We start from the raw sequence: 17,678 nt of genomic DNA on the forward strand, positions 1-17,678 counted from the left end.
GACTTACTCTGCGATCCGTTGGTGCAACCATTCACATCCGATTGCGAGTACAAGGGTCACTATCCAACGCATGCCACTACCCACTGGCCAGCCAGAGTGAGAGTCGAACGATATCAGAACGCTCTTGCACGTCCGATGAAGGTGGGACGTCGTTTATCGACCGCTTACCTTACAGTTTCGGGCCAATCCAGTCGTTGATGTCTCTCAGCGTGTCGCTTTCGATGCCGAGAAAGCCGTGCGGCGAATGACCGCCGCAGTCGGATTGCCTATCGCCGCCCCCCTCGTCCGATTCCTCCGTGATGAATGCGACATTGTTGCGCGAGGCCAGCCGCTTGCCGCCAGCATAGTTGGCGACGGGGCAGACGTCATTCTTGTTGGAGACGATCAGCACCTTGCCGCGGTACTGCTCCGGCACGTCAAGGTCGGAGATGCCTGGATGCTTGATGGCAACCGACTCCGGCGAGGTCAGCACGTATACGTCAGCCAGCTCTGGTGCGTGCTCCAGCATGTTGCCAACCGTGACGGTCCCGCGACTCGTACTGACCAGAGCGATTTTCGAGTTGGGAAAACGTTGGCGCGCCTGTGCGATGATCGCCCTCTGATCGACCAGCGTATCCTTGCTGCGCCTCCAGTAGTCGTTCATGCCGTTCCGTTGCATGTCGGACGGCGCGTCAGTCAGGACCGCAGCGTAGCCATGCTGGACCCAGAAGTGGGCGGTACGGACGATAAAATTGCCATGCTGATTCGTCGCGCCGCTTTGATCGAGTCGGGTGGTTCCGTCGCCACCGCTGTACAGGATGACGATCACCGGCGGATTCGGTGACGGCGATTCAATGAAGAGACTTTGCGTCACACCCTCACGAGTCCGAAAGGTCACGAGGTCTCCATGATCGAGAGGAGCCGCCTCCCCATGCGCGGCGACGAGCAGCGCAGTCATTGCGCAATAGAGGCGTTTCATGCACGGTTTCCTGTCGAGTGTTCTATCAGTTGCAATTCTGGGGACCCACCTACCGCCTGCTCCTCCGACACAGCATTTCCGACCGAGCACCTAGACCAAGTCCGGGAAAAATCCGCAAACTCTGCACCGCTTATCGTGCCCGGACAAGCTAAGCTGGTTTCACCATGAAATCAACCACCGAACAGGACTACCGGCGGCGAATCGCTCGTGTCGTCGAGGCGATTCTCGCAGAGCCAAGCGGTCAACATACCCTCGAAAGCCTCGCGGCAATCGCCCATTTTTCGCCGTTCCACTTCCATCGCGTCTACAAAAGCCTCACGGGAGAAACCGTGGCGGAGACCATTCAGCGACTGAGACTGGCGGAGGCTGCAAATCGACTAACCGATAGCACGCACTCCGTCACATCGGTGGCCTCGGACGTCGGCTACGACAGTGCGCAGGCATTTGCACGGGCGTTTCGGAGATTCGCCGGCGTCAGTCCGGGCACCTTCCGTTCCCGGCAGGAGGATGTCTCCGCCTTTCCCATTCCGCTCGCTGACAAGTTGGACGGTGGGCAGATCGTGGCGGATGACACGCGGACCGTCGCGACCATCGAACTGCCGGCGTCGACCCTACTGTGCCTTCGCCACGATGGACCGACTGCTACCATCGGGCAAACCTACCGACTGCTGCTGCGCTTACTCGGCATCGACGCGGCATCGAAGAAACACCAAGTCATCGGCCTATGCATCGGCAATCCCGAGCATCGCGACGGCTTTCGATATTTCGCCGGCATTATTCCTTCCTCGGGTATGAAGCCCGTTGGCGCGATCCAACCCGTCTGCCTCGAAGGCGGTTTATACGCGTCGACGCGGCTTGTGGGGCCCTACGCGTTGATCGGTCCGACGTTCCGGACACTTTTCAACGGCTGGCTCCCGCGTAGCGGCTACCTGAGCGACGGCCGACCAGCACTCGAACTCTACAGAAATCCGCCGTTGTCGGGTTTGAAGCACCAATCCGTAACCGATCTTGCGATCCCGGTTCGAGAGGCATGAGCATGCTGCGTACTCTGACCTCGATAGCCGTATTCGTTACCGCGCTCATGTCGGCAAGTGCGCACGAAGCCGCCACGGCTCCCTATCACGTCGGTGAAGCGCAACGGGAATTCGCGCCCAGCGTCGCGCGAGACTGGCGGGGCGCAAAAACGGAGCGACTCATCACGACGCTCTGGTACCCCGTCGATCCAAGGATTCTGGAACAGCCACACGATATCGGCTTTCCGGGACATGCCGTTTTTCGCGGACATCCTATTGCGTGGGGCGCCCCGCTTTCGGCTGCTACGCGTAAGTACCCGCTGATTGTGCTCTCACACGGAACCGGCGGCAGCGCAAATGACCTCGACTGGCTTGCGTCCGCCCTTGCCGTCAACGGCTATATCGTGGCCGGCGTCAATCACCCGGGCAATAATGCGCTCGGCCCATTGACGCGTGCGGGTTTCATGCTTTGGTGGGAACGCGCCACCGATGTCAGCGAGGTATTGGATGCACTGCTGAGCGATCCGGTATTCGGCATGCACGTCGACCGCCAAAGAATCGGGGCAGTGGGCTTCTCTCTGGGCGGATACACAGTTCTGGAACTGGCGGGAGCGCGCACCGACCTAAAGGCGTTCAAACGTTTCTGTCGATCGTCGGCAGCGGATGCCATCTGCCATCCACCGGAAATGAACCGAATCACAACCGTTGCCGGAGATTCTCCTCCCGCCGTCATGTCGCCCGAGACGCTAGCCTCCATCGCAAAAGCCGGTGCATCGTATCAGGACAAACGGATCAAGGCCGTGTTCGCGATCGCTCCCGCGTTAGGAGAAGCATTCAACGGACGATCCTTTGCCGATGTCAGGATTCCGGTGTCTCTGACCGCAGGAACCTCCGATATGACCGCGCCGCCTGATACCAACGTTCGCCGCATCGCCAGATTGCTGCCCACTTCTGACGTTGTAATGGTGCAAGGCGCCTCGCACTCCACCTTCCTCGACACATGCGTTCCGCAGATGATCGACCAGCTCGCGAGGGTCTGCAAGGATGGTTCGGGAATCGATCGGGACGCGGTCCATCAGCAAACCGCCCGCCGTGTCGTCGGCTTCTTCGGACATGCACTACGTTCATGACCGTGGAGTTGGCGTGCCTTTTTGAGGAAAATTGAAATGACCGAGGCGGATAGCTACGGCCGCCGCGCTGCGCTTCAGGGCCCGCCGGGCGAATGGCAAATTTGCCCGCCGAACGAGGTGGGGCTGACTCAGGTCATCATGGACGCCATCGAGCCGCGGATCAGCGCTTGGACGGCGGCGAACGTCCACACCATCGTGATGTGTCGATACGGCAAGCTTGCATACGAGCACTATTTTTGCGGGGAAGACGAGTGCTGGGGGATACCGGTTGGCCTCGTCAAGTACGACGCTCATCTGAAGCACGACCTGCGCTCGATCACCAAGAGCATCGTGTCGCTGCTATTCGGAATCGCGATCGACCAGGGCTGGGTCGAGCATCTTGATCTTCCTGTCATAGCTGCGCTGCCGGACTACGCCAGCGCGAACGCAACCGACCTGCGCCGGGTGACATTGCGACACTTGCTGAGCATGACCGCGGGCTTCGAGTGGAACGAGTCACTACCATACGGCGACGCAACTAACAGCGAGCGAAAGATGACCGATGCTCCGGATCGGTGTCGTTACGTGCTCTCGCAACCTATAACACGGCCGCCGGGCTCGGCCTACGTCTACAACGGAGGGCTCACCACCGTCCTCGCCGGCGTACTGGTGTCGGCATCCGGCCGTCCTCTCGACGTACTGGCGAACGAAATGCTATTCGAGCCGCTGGGGATCAGCGATGTCGAGTGGATTCGATATGCGGATGGGACGCCCAACGCGGCATCCGGTCTACGCATGCGCGCAAGGGATCTTGCGAAGATCGGTCAGATGGTGCTCAACGGCGGGCGTTGGGGCAGAAAGCCAATAGTCTCGCAGTCATGGATCACCCAAAGTACGTCCGCGCAGATTGAAGCGGGCGGGTCGTTGTGCTACGGCCTCCATTGGTGGACCGGCCAATCGCTCGTCGATCGCAAGGACGTTCGATGGATTGCGGCAATCGGCTATGGCGGACAACGGATGTTCATCGTTCCCAGTCTGGATCTCCTCGTCATCGTCCTCGCGGGGATGTACAGCAATCGGGAACTGTCCACGGCTGTAGGGGAAACGATTCTGGGCGACTACGTGCTCCGCGCAACAGTGAAATGATCAAATGATCGATGGTCGTGCCGTTTCGAAATGGCGTGCCAATCAACGCACCATACGTCGCGGTCATTTCCGCGCGGCGTCGATTTCCGCGCCCCGGTACCGCTTCGGCCCGATCTAATCCCCGTATTCCTTATCGAGGGTATTGAGTGCATGCTCGATACTCCAACGCTTGCCGCAATTCCACGCAGTGCGTTGACCACGTCGTACACGCGGCCCGCCGATGGCCGCCAATACGGGAATAGGAACCACTACGTGAAACGCGCAGGAAGTTAAGATGCCGTCGTCGCATTCCGCGCGCACCCAGCGCCACGCTGTCATTTCGCCAGCGCCCGCAGAATATCGCGGTCATCGTGCATGATCTCTTCCGCCAGTTTCATCTGGTGTTCAAAATCCGGGTTGTACGGCGTAATCCGGTAGCGCATTTTGGCGCCTCGGTCTGTCGACGCTCGTTCGCTCCCTGATAAAATGCGGCCTGATCCGATTTTGTACACGTCAATCAAGCGCGACGAAACCAAAGCAAGGAATCGGCAATGAACATCACCAAGCTTGGACGCGGCCAGGCAAGCGCGATTGCATTTGCCCTGGGGCTCGGCGCATGCGCGTCGGACCCGCCGCAGGCCGCGTTGCCGTCAATCACCGTGTCGCAATCGGGGCCGTGCTGCGGCCCGGTTACCGCTGCCGGTCGCCACCTGCTGCAAGTGATCGTTGACTCGGACGTGGAGCATCTTTGGTTGTACCGGCGTCATATCGACTGGAAGACCGGCATACCGGACATGCCCGAAGAATGGCACGGACGCGACAGCGAGACGCACTGCAGCGCCTACATTGCTGGCATGTCGGTCCGACTCGGAGTCTATCTGATGCGGCCGCCGCGCCACGGGTTGAACCTGCTTGCAAACGCACAAGGCGAATGGCTCGACAGTTCCGCCGGGCGGCGCGCCGGTTGGCACCGGGTCGAATCTCTTGAGCAGGTCCAGTATCTCGCCAATCAAGGCTGGTTTGTCGTTGGCGTGTACGTCAACCCCGATCCCAAACAGGGTGGCCACATCGTGATAGTTCGGCCGTCTGATACCGCAACGGTCGATCGCTTGAAGGCGCATGGCCCGCAAGTGGCCGAAGCAAGCTATCACAACCACATCAACTGGTCGGCCAAAGGTTCGTTCGCCAGGGAGCACTACGCGGACGTACACTACTACGCCCACGATGTACCGGGTACTGTTGACTCCCGTCTCTGAAGAACGCAAGGTTTCTACTTGCGCCTTCCTCATGTTTCTCGAGCAACAGAGGTTGATTGACTCGGCTTCAGAAATCGAGCGGCGCGCGATCTTGGCCGGGAGACAATTCTCTCAGATTCGTTTTCCGCCGTAACGACGCCATAGCGGTTCCGATTGTTCGCGCATCGTCTAAGCATCGACTTACTCTGCGATCCGTTGCCGAAACCATTCCGCCAGCGCAACTTCGTCGATCGCGCCAGCAGCGACCATTTCCATGGTCCTAACGGCGTCGGTCGGATCAAACTTCAATCGATAGCCGTTGTCTGCCAGGAAGATGCGCGCAACTACCCACGCAGTTCTCTTGTTGCCGTCCGCAAAGCCATGATTCCGCGCTAACCCATAGGCATATGCAGCGGCGAGTGCCGCTGCGTCCGCCCGCGCATAAACGTCGAGATTCTGCGGCCGTGTCAGTGCGGACTCCACTGCCCCTTTGTCTCGAACGCCATCAAGCCCCCCATGTTCGGCAAGCTGGCGATCATGGACGGCATAAGTCAGATCCGCGCGCACCCAGCGCCACGCTGTCATTTGGCCAGCGCACGTAGAATATCGCGGTCATCGTGCATGATCTCTTCCGCCAGCTTCATCTGGCGTTCAAAATCCGGGTTGTACGGCGTAATCCGGTAGCCGCCTTCTGGCGCCTCGGTCAGATACACAGTATCGCCCTTCTGCACCTTGAGTCGTGCCATCGCCTCCTTGGTAAGAATGAAACCGGCCGAGGCCCCGACCGTTGTGACCTTGAATGTAAGCATGGCACTCTCCTCGCTATATAATGTGCATTATATAGCAATCGACGGGCAAGGATTGGATCGCTCCACCACAGCCGTTGGTCAGGGACGGAAGGGTTGCCGCCCCGACATCCGGGGACAATCTCCAACCCCAGTGGGCACGCGGGTACGCCCTATCTGGTCGAGGTCCAAGGAAATCATTTGTCCGGACTGGCAACTCGTGTGGTCATCCCGCTGCCTCGGTCGATCGAATCCCCCGGTACCACGTCCGCCAGACTTGATCCCTGTGTTCACCATTGAGGGAATTGAGTGCATGCTCGAAACCCCGACGCTGGCAGCAGGTCCACGGAGCGCGTTGACCAAGCCGGTTAGCTCGCTCATATATCGGCAAGACGAAATCATATCGGCGCTTGGCCGATTGTGAGGTGGATGGCGAGTTTGTCGGCGCCATCCCCTTCACAGAAACCGAATCGTGCGCTCTTCTTTCGGTCCGAGCCCAAGAGCCTGACCCGCTGCGTGCATCTCGTGTTTTCCCCCTGGCTGCACGAGCTTTCTGATATCGGGCCATACACTCCAGCCGAACAGCGAACGAACGATTGTGCTAACGGCGCCGAAGCCCACGGAAACCGCTGCACCGATCAGAAACGAATCCACGGCCAGGTGCGTGCTCCTTTGAACGAAGCCGATCACGGCAGAAGCCATCCCCCAAACGACGACAGCAAAAATCGCCGTGTAGATCTCCCGCCGTGTGCTAACGACGTTCGCCGTGCGCACCATGTAGACCGAGCCATCGTTCACATTCCGGATACCTAAGATCGCCAGGCGATCCGGAAACGCGATGCAGGCAACGTGCAACCGATCGCCATTCGCAACGAAGAGCTCACGCGTTTTGCCGGTCCTCAGTATCAGCGGTAGATCAATAGAGTCGAGCCGGAAGGTGATTTGTTCAACTTGATCGGTTGTTGGCCCTATATTCGGACTCCACACATCAATCACGATCGGCTTCTGGCTGACCGATATGACCGCGCCGGATACGGTTTGCACGGCCCCATATGTCATCGGATGCTTCCTTCGTCGACAAACCGGTATGGCTCGCTCTGCCACCGCTCCTGCGCTTCCACCCGCGACGAATTTAGCGACTCGATCAGGCCGCCGACGGCAACCACGCAGCCAAACAAGCTGATGATCGCCACGAGGATAGCCAGCACCGTGACAAGCGACGCGTGAATCCCCAACCCTAGAAGGCTCGCCGCTAGCAGACAGAACGAGACGGAAAGCAGAGTGAGGTTTCGCTGCCTTTGACGGAGTAGGTCATATGGAGGAATGCCATATTCGATACTCCTAATCCACGCGATCTTTCGACGACCGCGCTCCTCGAAAGCGCAAATGCGCACGATCGCGCCGAGCCGCAGCCGCTCGATGCGCTTGAATCCTTCTGGGTCGATGTCGCCGCGGGCCGCGAAATAGCAACCGTCGTGCACCGTCAACCGGTAAAGCTCGACGGTTTTCTCGTCGGCTCGGCTATGGATCAGGTTAATCTCGATGCACTCAAGCGTCGTATCGATCAACGTGGTTTTCTGGTTATTCATGAGCCGGAATCTGCACGGGTTTTACTAGCTCTGCACCCATTCGCGAAAAAGCAATCTCGGACGCGTCCGTCAACGCATTGCACAACGCTGAGCTTCGCTATCTCGTCGAGTCCCCAGGCGCCGGTCCACGCCGGGCAAGAAATCGATCCAGCTGCGCAGCGAATGCCTTGCTATCGGATGGGGCGTAGGCCGTCGGGCCGCCGGTCGCGACACCCGAGCCGCGGAGCTGATCCATCACGTCTCGCATGGTCAGATACTCCTGGATGTTCTCGCGGGTAAACCAATTTCCCCGCGGATCGAGGACATACGCGGCCTTATCCAACGCCGCCGCTGCAAGCGGTATATCGGCGGTAACGACGAGATCGCCAGGCTCAACCAGTTCAACGATTCGATTGTCCGCGGCGTCGAACCCCGCTGGCACTTGCAGCGCTTTGATAAAGGGGGAAGGCGGCGTGCGTAGATACTGATTCGCCACCAGCGTCACGCACACCTTGGTACGCCGCGCAGCCCGAAAAAGAATGTCCTTGACGACAACGGGACAGGCATCTGCATCAACCAGCACTTGCATCTCGGCGCTTCCAATGGAACGAGGTGGCCGTCATCTTACCGTGTGCATTAGAAGGCTCGATGTTTTTGCCGGTCGTGATTTCAGTTCTGCCGTTGCGCTAATGGCCAGCAAACGCATTCAACGGTACGTCGACTTGGACGACTGTAGCTTGGTCAGCCCACCGCGAGCGAGCCGAAACCACCCTCGCGTACCCTGCATCACCACGTCATCGCCTTGCCAAAATACGCGCTTGACAGTCATGCGCCTATTCGCGCGCAGCACAAGCGGCGGGTGAGCGCGGAAATCGTACAGCACAGGGCCGGCATCGGTCTGCACGAGTGTCCGCGTGACGGTGCCATTCCTATCGTCGACGTCATCGAAATGTGTCAGGACGTTTGTCTCGAAGCGATCGAAAACCTGGCCGTCAAGCGTGCCTGCGAAATTGCGGTCGCTGTGCACGAACTCCAATTTCCCCGAGCGGGTAGCCACCGGGCCAGGCGCATTGCTTTGCGCATGAGCGCAGATCGTGAAGGCGGTCGCCGCAAAAAGTACTAGAAGGAATCGCTTCATATGGCCTTTGACATTGAGCTGTGACGACTAACTCTCGATCGTAACGCTATCTCCGAGCGACGTCATTTTCGGGCCAGATATGATCGGGTTTGCGGAACACATCTAAAAACCTTCGGATTGTCGATCAGGACCATGGGGTTGGCATCGGGATCGGTATGCTACAAGGACGATCGCGTTTATGTAGGCTATGATGCGATCCTCTGCCGCCCACTCGGACCGATGCCATACGCCGCAGACCCCTACGTTCTCGTCGATACGCGACACGGAACCATGCTCGCCAACCGCTTCGACGAATATGTCGGTCAAGCGTTGATCCAGTATGGCGAGTACGCCGAGCTAGAAACGCAGTTGCTCTTGCAATGCATCGACCGGCCAGGCACCGTCGTAGAAGTCGGCGCCAATATCGGCAGCCAGACGGTGCCCCTCGCAAAAGCGGCTAAAGCAGCCGGTGCGGACGTCATGGCATTCGAGCCGCAGCCCTTCGTGTTCCAGAATCTCTGTGCGAATCTCGCGCTAAATGCCACGGACAATGTGGTCGCTTGGCCTTTCGCGTGCGCCGCACATGAGGGAACAGTCTGGTTCCCTTCCCCGGATTACCGCCGGGCAGGTAACTTCGGCGCAGTATCGGCTCGCACCCAGCCGTTGGACAACGGCATCGAGGTGCCGTGCATACGGCTCGACGATATGACTCGTGGGCAAACTGTCCACCTCCTGAAGGTCGACGTCGAAGGGTTCGAGTTACAGGTCCTGCAAGGTGCCGAGGGGATTCTCGCGAAGCACCGTCCGCTGTTGTATGTCGAGAACGATCGGGTCGCCCACTCTCGCAGGCTTATCGAATTCTTGTGGGGACACGGTTACCGATTGTGGTGGCATATCAGCCCCCTATTCAACCCACAAAATTTCCGGGCCAATACGGAAAACCGCTATCCGCAAGTTTGCTCCTTCAACATGCTGGGCGTCCCGCGCGAGTCGAGCCTGGTGCTTCGCGACTTCGAGGAAATCGTCGATGCGACCGCTCATCCGTTGGCGAGGCCCGAGCCTTGACGGGTGTCCGGCAGCTTGCACATTGCGCACGCCGTGTTTCGTACGCCGCCACTCGAATGCCATCGAGGCGCCATACAAAAACGCGACGTTGTCAATTGGTGTTTTTTGGCTAAGGCAGCGCGTCGTAGCACGTGTCGCATAGGGCGGCGCATTCCCCCACTCGATACGCATCGTTTTTCATCGCCGTGGCAATGATCGCTCAACCGAACCGAACGCCCGCCAGATAAGGCGTTGGTGAATATTTGCATAAATTCGCGCAAATGGTTTTGCCTGTAGCGGAATTGAAAGGATTAAGCGATCGATTGCCCTGTTGCCGCTTTCTCTCGTCATGCTGCACGGGAGACCAGACCACACACTTAACAATCGACATTGAATTTCGCGATTCGTCTGAATAGTATCTGGGAAGTTGCAAACTCTTACACGATTGCCGCTCGAACCTTTTTTGATCGGGGTATCCATGGATCGCAAGAACGTACCGCAGAGACAACGCGCAATCGTTGCAGCCCTTGCCGGTGCGCTCACCGGCGTCGCGCCGCTGGTCGCAAAAGCCGACTGCGGAATCAACGGAACGATCAGCTCCAACACCACGGAAATCGGCTGGTCCTCGGGCAACTGCACGATCGCCCCGAACATCATCCTCTCCAACTTCAACACTGCGACCGCCTTGCTGGCGGTCGGTTCGTCGCTGGGCACGCTCACCAACAACGGTACCATCGCGGGCATAACGTACGGGATGGTCAATGCCGGAACCATCAGCGTACTGACCAACAACAGTGCCGGCCAGTTCGTGGGCGGCAATTCAGGCATCAGGACCAGCGGCTCGATCAACACGTTCACCAACAACGGGCTCATCGGCTCGTCCAATATCGCGGGCACCATCGCAGCCGGCCTCAACAACACCGGCACGATCGGAACGCTGACCAACACGGCAACCGGCACCATCACCGGCGCCGGACGGGGCATCCTCAATAGCGGCACGATCGGCACCGTGAACAACATGGGCCTGCTCGCCGGCAGCGGCACGGTCAGCGGCAGCATATTCGGCATCGATAACAACGCCGGCAGCATCGGCACGATCTTGAATAGCGGCACCATCAAAGGTTCCACGTACGCCGGAACGATCGTCGGCTATGGTGTTCTTGGCGAAAACTCAGCCACTATCGGCACGCTGAACAACAGCGGCACCATCACCAACGAACTGGGTGTTCTTATCCGCAGCGGCGCCAGTCTCGGCACGCTGACCAACACCGGGATGATCACCAGCACGTTTTCCGGCGTTGTCGCACAGTCCGGCACCATCGGCACGATCAACAATTCTGGCGTTATCAGCGGCGCGACCACGCAAACGGTGACCGGCTTTCCGAGCGGGCCTTATACGGGTATTTTCGCTTTGGCCGGCGCTACGATCGGTACGGTAATCAACAGCGGTACCATTACGGGCCTGCTCAACGCCATCAACGTCGACAGCACCAGCACCATCGGTCAGATCAGCAACAGCGGCCTGATCGCAGGTGCCATCCATAACACCGGTTCTACCAATCTAAACATCAGCGGCGGGAGCGGTTCGGTATTCGGCACCCTGACAGGGCTGAGCGGCGGGATCGCCGCCGCGAATGCAGGCACCATCACGAATACCTCGTCCAATGTGGTGTTTGGGTCCGGCAACGTACTGCTGAACGACCAAATCAACGCGGGCAGCCACGCCGTCAATAACACCGGCGCTACGCTGCAGGTCAACAATCCCATCGCGATCACCGGCAACTACACGCAAGGTGCATCCGCGACGCTGTTGGTCGGGGTGACGGACAGCGCGGTCGCGGGCGGATCGATTGCGAGCGACGCCGGCTATGGCCGGCTGGTGGTCTCTGGCACAGCCAATATCGCGAGCGGCTCTGCCGTGACGCTGCAAAAGGTCAATGCCTATGGATTCGCGGCTGGCCAGCGCTTTGTCGTCGTCGATGCCGCCGGGACCGGCACCAACTACAACGAAGGCACGCTGCGTTATTCGATCGCCGGCGTCACCGGGCTGGTCGTCACAGGGACGGCCGTGGCCAATGGCTCAAACAGCGATCTTGTCCTGACTGTCGCCAACTCCGCAGGAACAGGTACAGGTACAGGAACCGGTACGGGCACAGGGACTGGGACTGGCACCGGTACGGGCACAGGGACTGGAACCGGCACAGGCACACCAACGCCGACGCCAACGCCGATAGGCGCAACTGCGCCCAATGCAGTGTCGGCGCTGACCGGGCTGAAGAACTACACTGGCATCAGCCCAGCTCTGCTCAACCTGTTCGACGCCTCGCTTGCATTCGAAGCTGGCGGCTCGACCCAAGCGCTCAACGCGGCAGGCAAGCAGCTCAGCCCGACGTCGCAAACCTCCTCGAGCCGCGCAGCGGCGGCTCCAACCTTGGACGTACTCGATATCATATCGAGCCACGCCAACGGGCTGCGCCTGGCGCAACAACGGTACGGCAGCGGCATCTCGACCGGCGAGGGCTCGCCGTCGTGGGGCGTGTGGGGGCAGGCTTTCGGCGGACACGCAAGCCAGGACCAACGCGATCAAGTGGACGGATACAGCGCGAACTACGGTGGCTTGCTATTCGGTGTCGATCGCCCGATATCCCAGGCGTGGCGTGTCGGCGGCGCATTCAGCTACAGCAACACCGCAGTCAACAATACGGGCGACACTGCCGGGGACAACACCCGCATCAACTCGTATGGCCTCATCGGCTACGGCAGCTACGTGGCGAACAGGTGGTACGCCAATCTGTCCGCCGGCGCGATCGTTCAGCGCTACGACACGAATCGGTTGGTCGCCTTTCCCGGGTTCTCCGGCCAAGCCAGCGGCAGCTTCAGCGGCCAGCAGTACGTCGCGCGCGGCGAGATCGGATATCCGCTCGCGCTCGGTGTCGCGACTGTCACGCCGCTCGCAAGCCTCACGTACAGCTACTTGCATCAAAATGCCTACACCGAATCCGGGGGCAACGGCGCCGCGCTCTCGGTCGATGCCACGCACCAGACCTCGGTCACTACCGACCTCGGCGCGAAGATCGAACGAGAGGTACCAACCTCATATGGCGTGCTGGTGCCGGAGCTGACCGTCGCATGGCGGCACGAGTACGACAACACGCGCGCGCTCACCACTGCGAGCTTCGCTGCGGATCCAAGCGGCCAGACCAGTTTCACCGTACTCGGTACGAGCCCCGTGACGAACGCAGCCGTGGTGACCGCAGGCGTCACGCTGCTGAAGGAAAGGAATCTCAGTCTGACCGCGCGCTATAACGTTCTGCTCGGGCGCGGCTTTGTCTCCCAAGCCGGAAGCCTGCGTCTGCGACAGTTGTTCTAATATGTCGAGCATGGTCAGCACAGCAACTCCTTCAGAGAACATCAGCATCCAGGAAGCACTTGCCCGTGCCTACGCGCACTGGAATGCAGGTCAAGCGGAACAGGCCGAAATGCTGGCCCAACGCGTGCTCGTCGCATGGCCGGGCCAGCCCGACGCCCTCCATTTGCTCGGGCTGATGGCCCACGCCTACGGCAACCTGGATCTGGCGATCTCGCATCTAAAGCAGGCTTGTCTTGCCCCTCGCGCGTCGGCCGTGTATTCGAGCAACCTGGCCGAGATGTATCGCCAAAAGGGGATGCTGCCGGAAGGCGAGGAAGCTGCGGAGCGCGCCGTCGCGATGGATCCGGCGCTCATATCCGGCTGGAACAACCTGGGCATCCTGCTGCAAGAAGCCGGCAAGCTCGAGCGCAGCCGCGTATGCCTCGAGAAGGTCGTCGCGCTCAATCCCGAATGGCCCGAAGCGCGGAACAACCTCGGCAATACGTGGCGGCGACTCGGGCAGATGGATCGTGCCGAGGCTTGCTATCGTCAGGCGCTCGCGCTTAATCCATCCTATGCGGAAGCGCACAGTAATCTCGCCTACCTGCTGTCGACGCAAGGCAGCTATGACGAAGCCGCTCAACATGCGCGGCGGGCCATCGATTTGAACCCTCGCCTCGTCGACGCATACCTGAACCTCGCGGACGCCGAGATTTCCCGGCAGCGCCACGATGCGGCACTGCGCGCGCTCGATATGCTGGGCGCTTTCGCTTCCGAGCATCCGGCCGCGCTCACGGCGCGCGCAAAGGCGCTCAGACAAATCGCCCATACCGAAGAGGCGCTTGCCATCGCGCGGCACGCCGTTGCACTTGCGCCGCGCAACGCCGAGGCGCACTACACGCTTGCGCTCGCGCTGCAGGATCTGAGTCTGACCGATGAGGCGCTGCTCGCCTACGAGCAGGCCGCCACATTGCCCGGCGCGGTAGCCGAAGCGGCACTGGTGGGACGCGCCACCTTGCTGATCGAAGCGGGGCGCCAGAATGAAGCGCTCGCGGCGTTCGAGCAAGCGCTCATCCGTTTCCCGGATTCTGCGCAGGCGCTCGCAGCGCGCGCCGAGCTGCGCACGTTCAAAGCGAACGATCCCGACATCGGAACGCTGGAAGCCTACCTCGCTCAGGGCGAACGACGTCCGCTCATCGACCGCATCGCGGCGCACTTCGCGCTCGGTAAAGCCTATCTCGACATCAAGGATCCGGAACGGGCGTTTCGTCATCTAGAGGCTGGCAACCGCGGCAAGCGCGGTTCGTTCGACTATGACGGCGAGCAGATCGGCCGCTGGATGGAACAGGTCAGGACGGTCTTCACGCCGGAACGGTATGACGGGCTCCAAGGCTTCGGCGAGCCGTCGACGTTGCCCATCTTCGTCATCGGCATGCCGCGCTCCGGCACCACCCTGATCGAACAGATCCTTTCGTCGCATCCGCAGGTGACAGGCGCGGGCGAGCTATCGGCACTGCGTCTCGCGATCGACGAACTCGGCAACTTCCCCGACTTCGTAGCGCCCGACAACGAGGCAAGCACGCGCGCGCGCTTGCGCCAGTGCGCGCAAGCCTATCTGGCGCGCGTGGCTCCGCTCGCCGGGGGGCGACCCCATGTCGTCGACAAAATGCCGGGCAATTTCTTGTATGCCGGCATGATCCCGCTACTCCTGCCGGGCGCCCGGATCATCCACGTTCGGCGCGATCCAGTCGATACATGCTTGTCCTGCTACACGAAACTGTTCGCCGGACAGCAGCCGTTTGCCTATGACCTTGCCGAGCTTGGCGCCTTCTACCGCCATTACCAACGCTTGATGGCGCATTGGCGCGAACTGCTGCCTCGTGAGGTTTTCATCGAAACCGAATACGAGGCGGTGGTCGACGATATTGAAGGCGAAGCGCGGCGTTTGATCGGCTGGCTCGGGTTGCCGTGGGACGATGCCTGCCTGCAATTTCACCGCAACCGTCGGGTGGTCCGCACAGCAAGCGTCAACCAAGTGCGTCAGCCGATCTACCTGACTTCGAAGGGCCGCTGGCGAGGGTACGCGCGCTATCTCGGTCCGTTGCTCGACGTGCTTGGCGTTGAGGCTCCGTGATGTCCGGTGCCGACTGCGATATCCGCGCGATCGATCTGCGGATTCGCTCGCTGCTGGCATCGGGACGCTATGAGGACGCCGAGGCGATCGTGCGACCGTATCTGGCCTCGGGCAGAGGACCGCTCGCACTCTGGAAGCTGCTCGCTGCGGCGCTTCGTCCGCAGGGACGCGTCGCCGAAACGCGCGCGATCCAGGAAATGCTGGTAGAGCACGCGCCCGGCGATTTTCCTACACGTTTCGACCTCGCCGAGACGTTACTGCTCTCGGGCGAGTTCGAACGCGGCTGGCGTGAATACCAATACCGCTACAGCCTCGCGCACACGACGCGCATCGAACGCAAGGTACAACGTCCACGCTGGGACGGCCGCGCCATGCCCGGCAAAACGCTGCTGATTCACGACGAGCAGGGCTACGGCGACACCTTCCAGTTCGCCCGCCTGGTGCCTTGGGCCGAGGAGAAAAGCGGTGCGCGGGTAGTGCTCGAAATCAACGCCGAATCGCTATCGCTCATACGGCGCAGCGTGGGGTTCGACGAGATCATCGAACGTGGGAGCCTGCCGCCGGCGTTCGACATGCACTGCGAGATGATGAGCTTGCCCATGGCCTTGGGGCTACGTCTCGACGATCTGCCCGGGCCGATACCGTATCTGAACCCGGACCCGCGGCGCGTTGAGCTATGGCGACAGCGGTTGGCCGCCCTGCCCCGCCCGTTGGTCGCGCTCGTGTGGGCGGGTCGGCCCACGCACCCCAACGATGCCAACCGCTCGCTAAGCCTGGCCCAACTCGCGCCGCTCGCGCAGGCAGCGGTCAGCTTTGTGTCGATTCAGAAAGGCCCTGCCGCAACGCAGGCCGACACGCCGCCCGGCGGTATGCCGCTGTTGTCGTTGTCCAACGAGATCGGCGATTTCGAGGACACGGCGGCGATCCTTTGCATCGCCGACCTCCTGATTTCGGTGGACTCTTCTCCCGTCCATCTCGCGGGCGCATTGGGCCGGCCCGTGTGGGTCATGCTACCGAAGGTCCCGGACTGGCGCTGGCTGCTCGAGCGTACGGATACGCCGTGGTATCCCCAGATGCGGTTGTTTCGTCAGGACGTACGCACGGACTGGAGTGGCGTCGTCTCGCGGATGGCCGCCGAGCTCATGCAATTGACGGTTCAATGAGACTGCCGTGTGGCATGGGTTGGCGGAGTGGTCTATCGCGTCAAATGGCGTGTCTCTGGACGGCAGTTCTGTCAGCGTTGATGGTGCGTAAGGTGCTTGTGGCGCTCGTGCCGCTTTTGCTGCTGGGCGCGCTGTCGGGGTGCGTCGCGCTCGATCCCGACGCGCATGCAGATGCGCTCGCCGAACCGGCTCACCTGCGCCGCCAGCTCGTGAATACCGGCCCATTCGTGCTGACGGCCTTTGCACGGATCTCGCAGCCTCGCAAGCCTCTGCGCGTGTACATCGAAGGCGATGGCGTCGCCTGGCTCTCGCTCACCGAGCCCGCGCTTGATCCGACACCGCGCAAAGCGACGGGGCTCGCGCTCGCCGCGCAGGATCTCGCGCCGAACGTCGTTTATTTGGCCCGCCCCTGCCAGTTCACGCCGATGGCAATGAATCCGCGATGCGGCATTCCATACTGGACCGGCAAGCGTTTCGCGGCGGACGTGATCGAGTCGATGAACGCGGCGGTCAGCCGCTTCGCCGCACTCACACCCGGCCAACCCGTCGAGCTGGTCGGTTACTCGGGGGGCGGAGCCGTCGCAGTGCTGATCGCAGCACGCCGTACCGATGTCGTTTCGATTCGCACGGTGGCGGGCAATCTCGACGACGAATTCGTCAATCGGCTGCACGATGTATCGCCGATGCCCGAGTCGGAAGACGCGATCGATTTCGCAAGCCGTGTCGCAAGCATTGCGCAAGTGCATTTCAGCGGGGCCAAGGACGATGTCGTCCCGCCTGCGGTGGCGCAACGCTTCGTGAACGCCACCGGTACGCGGTGCGCCCAGGCGTTGACCGTTCCAGGCCTGGCGCACGACAGCGACTGGAGCCGGCGCTGGGCGGCACTGCTCGAAATCGTACCGACGTGCCGTTCCGGGGATTACCGGTCGGTCGGACGCCCCAAATGAATTCCATTGCACATTCTTTCGATCGCCTCTCGTATCCGGAAGAGCGTCGTGAATGCCCGAAGTGCCTGAGGTTCATTCCAGCGGTCGGCGTGACGCCAGCGCCACCGTGGCTCCAGGGGTACCGCACGCTC

The 17,678-nt window shown here is 60.8% G+C and carries 18 protein-coding genes; 11 read left to right on the plus strand and 7 right to left on the minus strand.

Translation table 11 applies throughout. From position 1 onward, the window contains the following. Window positions 1-169: 169 nt before the first annotated feature. Window positions 170-958: a serine aminopeptidase domain-containing protein gene (locus ACO1XS_RS00275; protein ID WP_331567562.1), complete on the minus strand. Its 789-nt coding sequence runs from the start codon at window positions 956-958 to the stop codon at window positions 170-172. Window positions 959-1,122: 164 nt separating this feature from the next. Here ACO1XS_RS00275 and ACO1XS_RS00280 point away from each other — a divergent pair, with 164 nt between their 5' ends. The 4 genes from ACO1XS_RS00280 (at window position 1,123) to ACO1XS_RS00295 (ending at window position 5,461) form a co-directional block, all read left to right on the plus strand. Further along, window positions 1,123-1,992: an AraC family transcriptional regulator gene (locus ACO1XS_RS00280; RefSeq protein ID WP_331567564.1), complete on the plus strand. Its 870-nt coding sequence runs from the start codon at window positions 1,123-1,125 to the stop codon at window positions 1,990-1,992. Continuing rightward, a complete protein-coding gene (locus ACO1XS_RS00285; protein WP_331567566.1) occupies window positions 1,989-3,101 on the plus strand; it encodes an alpha/beta hydrolase family protein in 1,113 nt (370 codons plus the stop codon). Before ACO1XS_RS00280 ends, ACO1XS_RS00285 begins: the two co-directional genes overlap by 4 nt. Before the next feature lie 36 nt (window positions 3,102-3,137). After that, complete coding sequence (locus tag ACO1XS_RS00290) at window positions 3,138-4,226, plus strand: serine hydrolase domain-containing protein (RefSeq protein ID WP_331567568.1); 1,089 nt, start codon at window positions 3,138-3,140, stop codon at window positions 4,224-4,226. Window positions 4,227-4,756: 530 nt separating this feature from the next. Continuing rightward, on the plus strand, window positions 4,757-5,461 hold the full coding sequence (locus tag ACO1XS_RS00295) for a hypothetical protein (protein ID WP_331567570.1): 705 nt from the start codon (window positions 4,757-4,759) through the stop codon (window positions 5,459-5,461). A gap of 180 nt (window positions 5,462-5,641) precedes the next feature. Here the strand turns inward: ACO1XS_RS00295 and ACO1XS_RS00300 are convergent, their stop codons facing one another. Next, entirely contained in the window at window positions 5,642-6,025 is a 384-nt protein-coding gene (locus tag ACO1XS_RS00300; protein WP_331567572.1) for a type II toxin-antitoxin system death-on-curing family toxin, read from the minus strand. Beyond that, window positions 6,022-6,249 carry an AbrB/MazE/SpoVT family DNA-binding domain-containing protein gene (locus ACO1XS_RS00305; protein ID WP_009889671.1) on the minus strand — a complete coding sequence of 76 codons (228 nt, stop codon included), beginning with the start codon at window positions 6,247-6,249 and terminating at the stop codon, window positions 6,022-6,024. The genes ACO1XS_RS00300 and ACO1XS_RS00305 overlap by 4 nt, the downstream gene beginning before the upstream one ends. A gap of 177 nt (window positions 6,250-6,426) precedes the next feature. Between ACO1XS_RS00305 and ACO1XS_RS00310 the strand changes: the two genes are divergently transcribed. Then, window positions 6,427-6,525: a hypothetical protein gene (locus ACO1XS_RS00310; RefSeq protein ID WP_331567574.1), complete on the plus strand. Its 99-nt coding sequence runs from the start codon at window positions 6,427-6,429 to the stop codon at window positions 6,523-6,525. A gap of 13 nt (window positions 6,526-6,538) precedes the next feature. After that, a complete protein-coding gene (locus tag ACO1XS_RS00315; RefSeq protein WP_331567576.1) occupies window positions 6,539-6,649 on the plus strand; it encodes a hypothetical protein in 111 nt (36 codons plus the stop codon). Window positions 6,650-6,681: 32 nt separating this feature from the next. Here ACO1XS_RS00315 and ACO1XS_RS00320 read toward each other — a convergent pair whose 3' ends face one another. The 4 genes from ACO1XS_RS00320 to ACO1XS_RS00335 all read right to left on the minus strand — a co-directional run bounded on the left by ACO1XS_RS00320 (window position 6,682) and on the right by ACO1XS_RS00335 (window position 8,931). Next, the gene (locus ACO1XS_RS00320; protein WP_331567578.1) at window positions 6,682-7,284 is read right to left on the minus strand and encodes a hypothetical protein; all 603 of its coding nucleotides are present in this window, start codon (window positions 7,282-7,284) and stop codon (window positions 6,682-6,684) included. Next, window positions 7,281-7,814 carry a hypothetical protein gene (locus ACO1XS_RS00325; RefSeq protein ID WP_331567580.1) on the minus strand — a complete coding sequence of 178 codons (534 nt, stop codon included), beginning with the start codon at window positions 7,812-7,814 and terminating at the stop codon, window positions 7,281-7,283. The genes ACO1XS_RS00320 and ACO1XS_RS00325 overlap by 4 nt, the downstream gene beginning before the upstream one ends. Before the next feature lie 97 nt (window positions 7,815-7,911). After that, window positions 7,912-8,382 carry a YaiI/YqxD family protein gene (locus tag ACO1XS_RS00330; protein WP_331567582.1) on the minus strand — a complete coding sequence of 157 codons (471 nt, stop codon included), beginning with the start codon at window positions 8,380-8,382 and terminating at the stop codon, window positions 7,912-7,914. 117 nt (window positions 8,383-8,499) lie between these two features. Then, window positions 8,500-8,931, minus strand: a complete 432-nt coding sequence (locus tag ACO1XS_RS00335; protein WP_331567584.1) for a hypothetical protein — start codon at window positions 8,929-8,931, stop codon at window positions 8,500-8,502. A gap of 270 nt (window positions 8,932-9,201) precedes the next feature. Between ACO1XS_RS00335 and ACO1XS_RS00340 the strand changes: the two genes are divergently transcribed. The 5 genes from ACO1XS_RS00340 to ACO1XS_RS00360 all read left to right on the plus strand — a co-directional run bounded on the left by ACO1XS_RS00340 (window position 9,202) and on the right by ACO1XS_RS00360 (window position 17,547). Beyond that, the gene (locus tag ACO1XS_RS00340; RefSeq protein ID WP_331567586.1) at window positions 9,202-9,975 is read left to right on the plus strand and encodes an FkbM family methyltransferase; all 774 of its coding nucleotides are present in this window, start codon (window positions 9,202-9,204) and stop codon (window positions 9,973-9,975) included. 457 nt (window positions 9,976-10,432) lie between these two features. Next, complete coding sequence (locus ACO1XS_RS00345; RefSeq protein ID WP_331567588.1) at window positions 10,433-13,324, plus strand: autotransporter outer membrane beta-barrel domain-containing protein; 2,892 nt, start codon at window positions 10,433-10,435, stop codon at window positions 13,322-13,324. Window positions 13,325-13,334: 10 nt separating this feature from the next. Then, a complete protein-coding gene (locus ACO1XS_RS00350) occupies window positions 13,335-15,437 on the plus strand; it encodes a sulfotransferase (protein ID WP_331567590.1) in 2,103 nt (700 codons plus the stop codon). Next, window positions 15,434-16,600, plus strand: a complete 1,167-nt coding sequence (locus tag ACO1XS_RS00355; RefSeq protein WP_331567592.1) for a glycosyltransferase family 9 protein — start codon at window positions 15,434-15,436, stop codon at window positions 16,598-16,600. Before ACO1XS_RS00350 ends, ACO1XS_RS00355 begins: the two co-directional genes overlap by 4 nt. 80 nt (window positions 16,601-16,680) lie before the next feature. Beyond that, window positions 16,681-17,547, plus strand: a complete 867-nt coding sequence (locus ACO1XS_RS00360) for an alpha/beta hydrolase family protein (protein ID WP_331567720.1) — start codon at window positions 16,681-16,683, stop codon at window positions 17,545-17,547. The last annotated feature ends 131 nt before the right edge of the window (window positions 17,548-17,678 follow it).

Source organism: Trinickia sp., from assembly GCF_057351765.1.

Coding starts and splice junctions, on each gene's coding strand:
- ACO1XS_RS00350 (WP_331567590.1), top strand. CDS start 13,335: ATGGTCAGCACAGCAACTCCTTCAGAGAACATCAGCATCCAGGAAGCA.
- ACO1XS_RS00290 (WP_331567568.1), top strand. CDS start 3,138: ATGACCGAGGCGGATAGCTACGGCCGCCGCGCTGCGCTTCAGGGCCCG.
- ACO1XS_RS00335 (WP_331567584.1), bottom strand. CDS start 8,931: ATGAAGCGATTCCTTCTAGTACTTTTTGCGGCGACCGCCTTCACGATC.
- ACO1XS_RS00300 (WP_331567572.1), bottom strand. CDS start 6,025: ATGACAGCGTGGCGCTGGGTGCGCGCGGATCTGACTTATGCCGTCCAT.
- ACO1XS_RS00275 (WP_331567562.1), bottom strand. CDS start 958: ATGAAACGCCTCTATTGCGCAATGACTGCGCTGCTCGTCGCCGCGCAT.
- ACO1XS_RS00305 (WP_009889671.1), bottom strand. CDS start 6,249: ATGCTTACATTCAAGGTCACAACGGTCGGGGCCTCGGCCGGTTTCATT.
- ACO1XS_RS00320 (WP_331567578.1), bottom strand. CDS start 7,284: ATGACATATGGGGCCGTGCAAACCGTATCCGGCGCGGTCATATCGGTC.
- ACO1XS_RS00295 (WP_331567570.1), top strand. CDS start 4,757: ATGAACATCACCAAGCTTGGACGCGGCCAGGCAAGCGCGATTGCATTT.
- ACO1XS_RS00315 (WP_331567576.1), top strand. CDS start 6,539: ATGCTCGAAACCCCGACGCTGGCAGCAGGTCCACGGAGCGCGTTGACC.
- ACO1XS_RS00325 (WP_331567580.1), bottom strand. CDS start 7,814: ATGAATAACCAGAAAACCACGTTGATCGATACGACGCTTGAGTGCATC.
- ACO1XS_RS00280 (WP_331567564.1), top strand. CDS start 1,123: ATGAAATCAACCACCGAACAGGACTACCGGCGGCGAATCGCTCGTGTC.
- ACO1XS_RS00360 (WP_331567720.1), top strand. CDS start 16,681: ATGGTGCGTAAGGTGCTTGTGGCGCTCGTGCCGCTTTTGCTGCTGGGC.
- ACO1XS_RS00345 (WP_331567588.1), top strand. CDS start 10,433: ATGGATCGCAAGAACGTACCGCAGAGACAACGCGCAATCGTTGCAGCC.
- ACO1XS_RS00285 (WP_331567566.1), top strand. CDS start 1,989: ATGAGCATGCTGCGTACTCTGACCTCGATAGCCGTATTCGTTACCGCG.
- ACO1XS_RS00330 (WP_331567582.1), bottom strand. CDS start 8,382: ATGCAAGTGCTGGTTGATGCAGATGCCTGTCCCGTTGTCGTCAAGGAC.
- ACO1XS_RS00340 (WP_331567586.1), top strand. CDS start 9,202: ATGCTCGCCAACCGCTTCGACGAATATGTCGGTCAAGCGTTGATCCAG.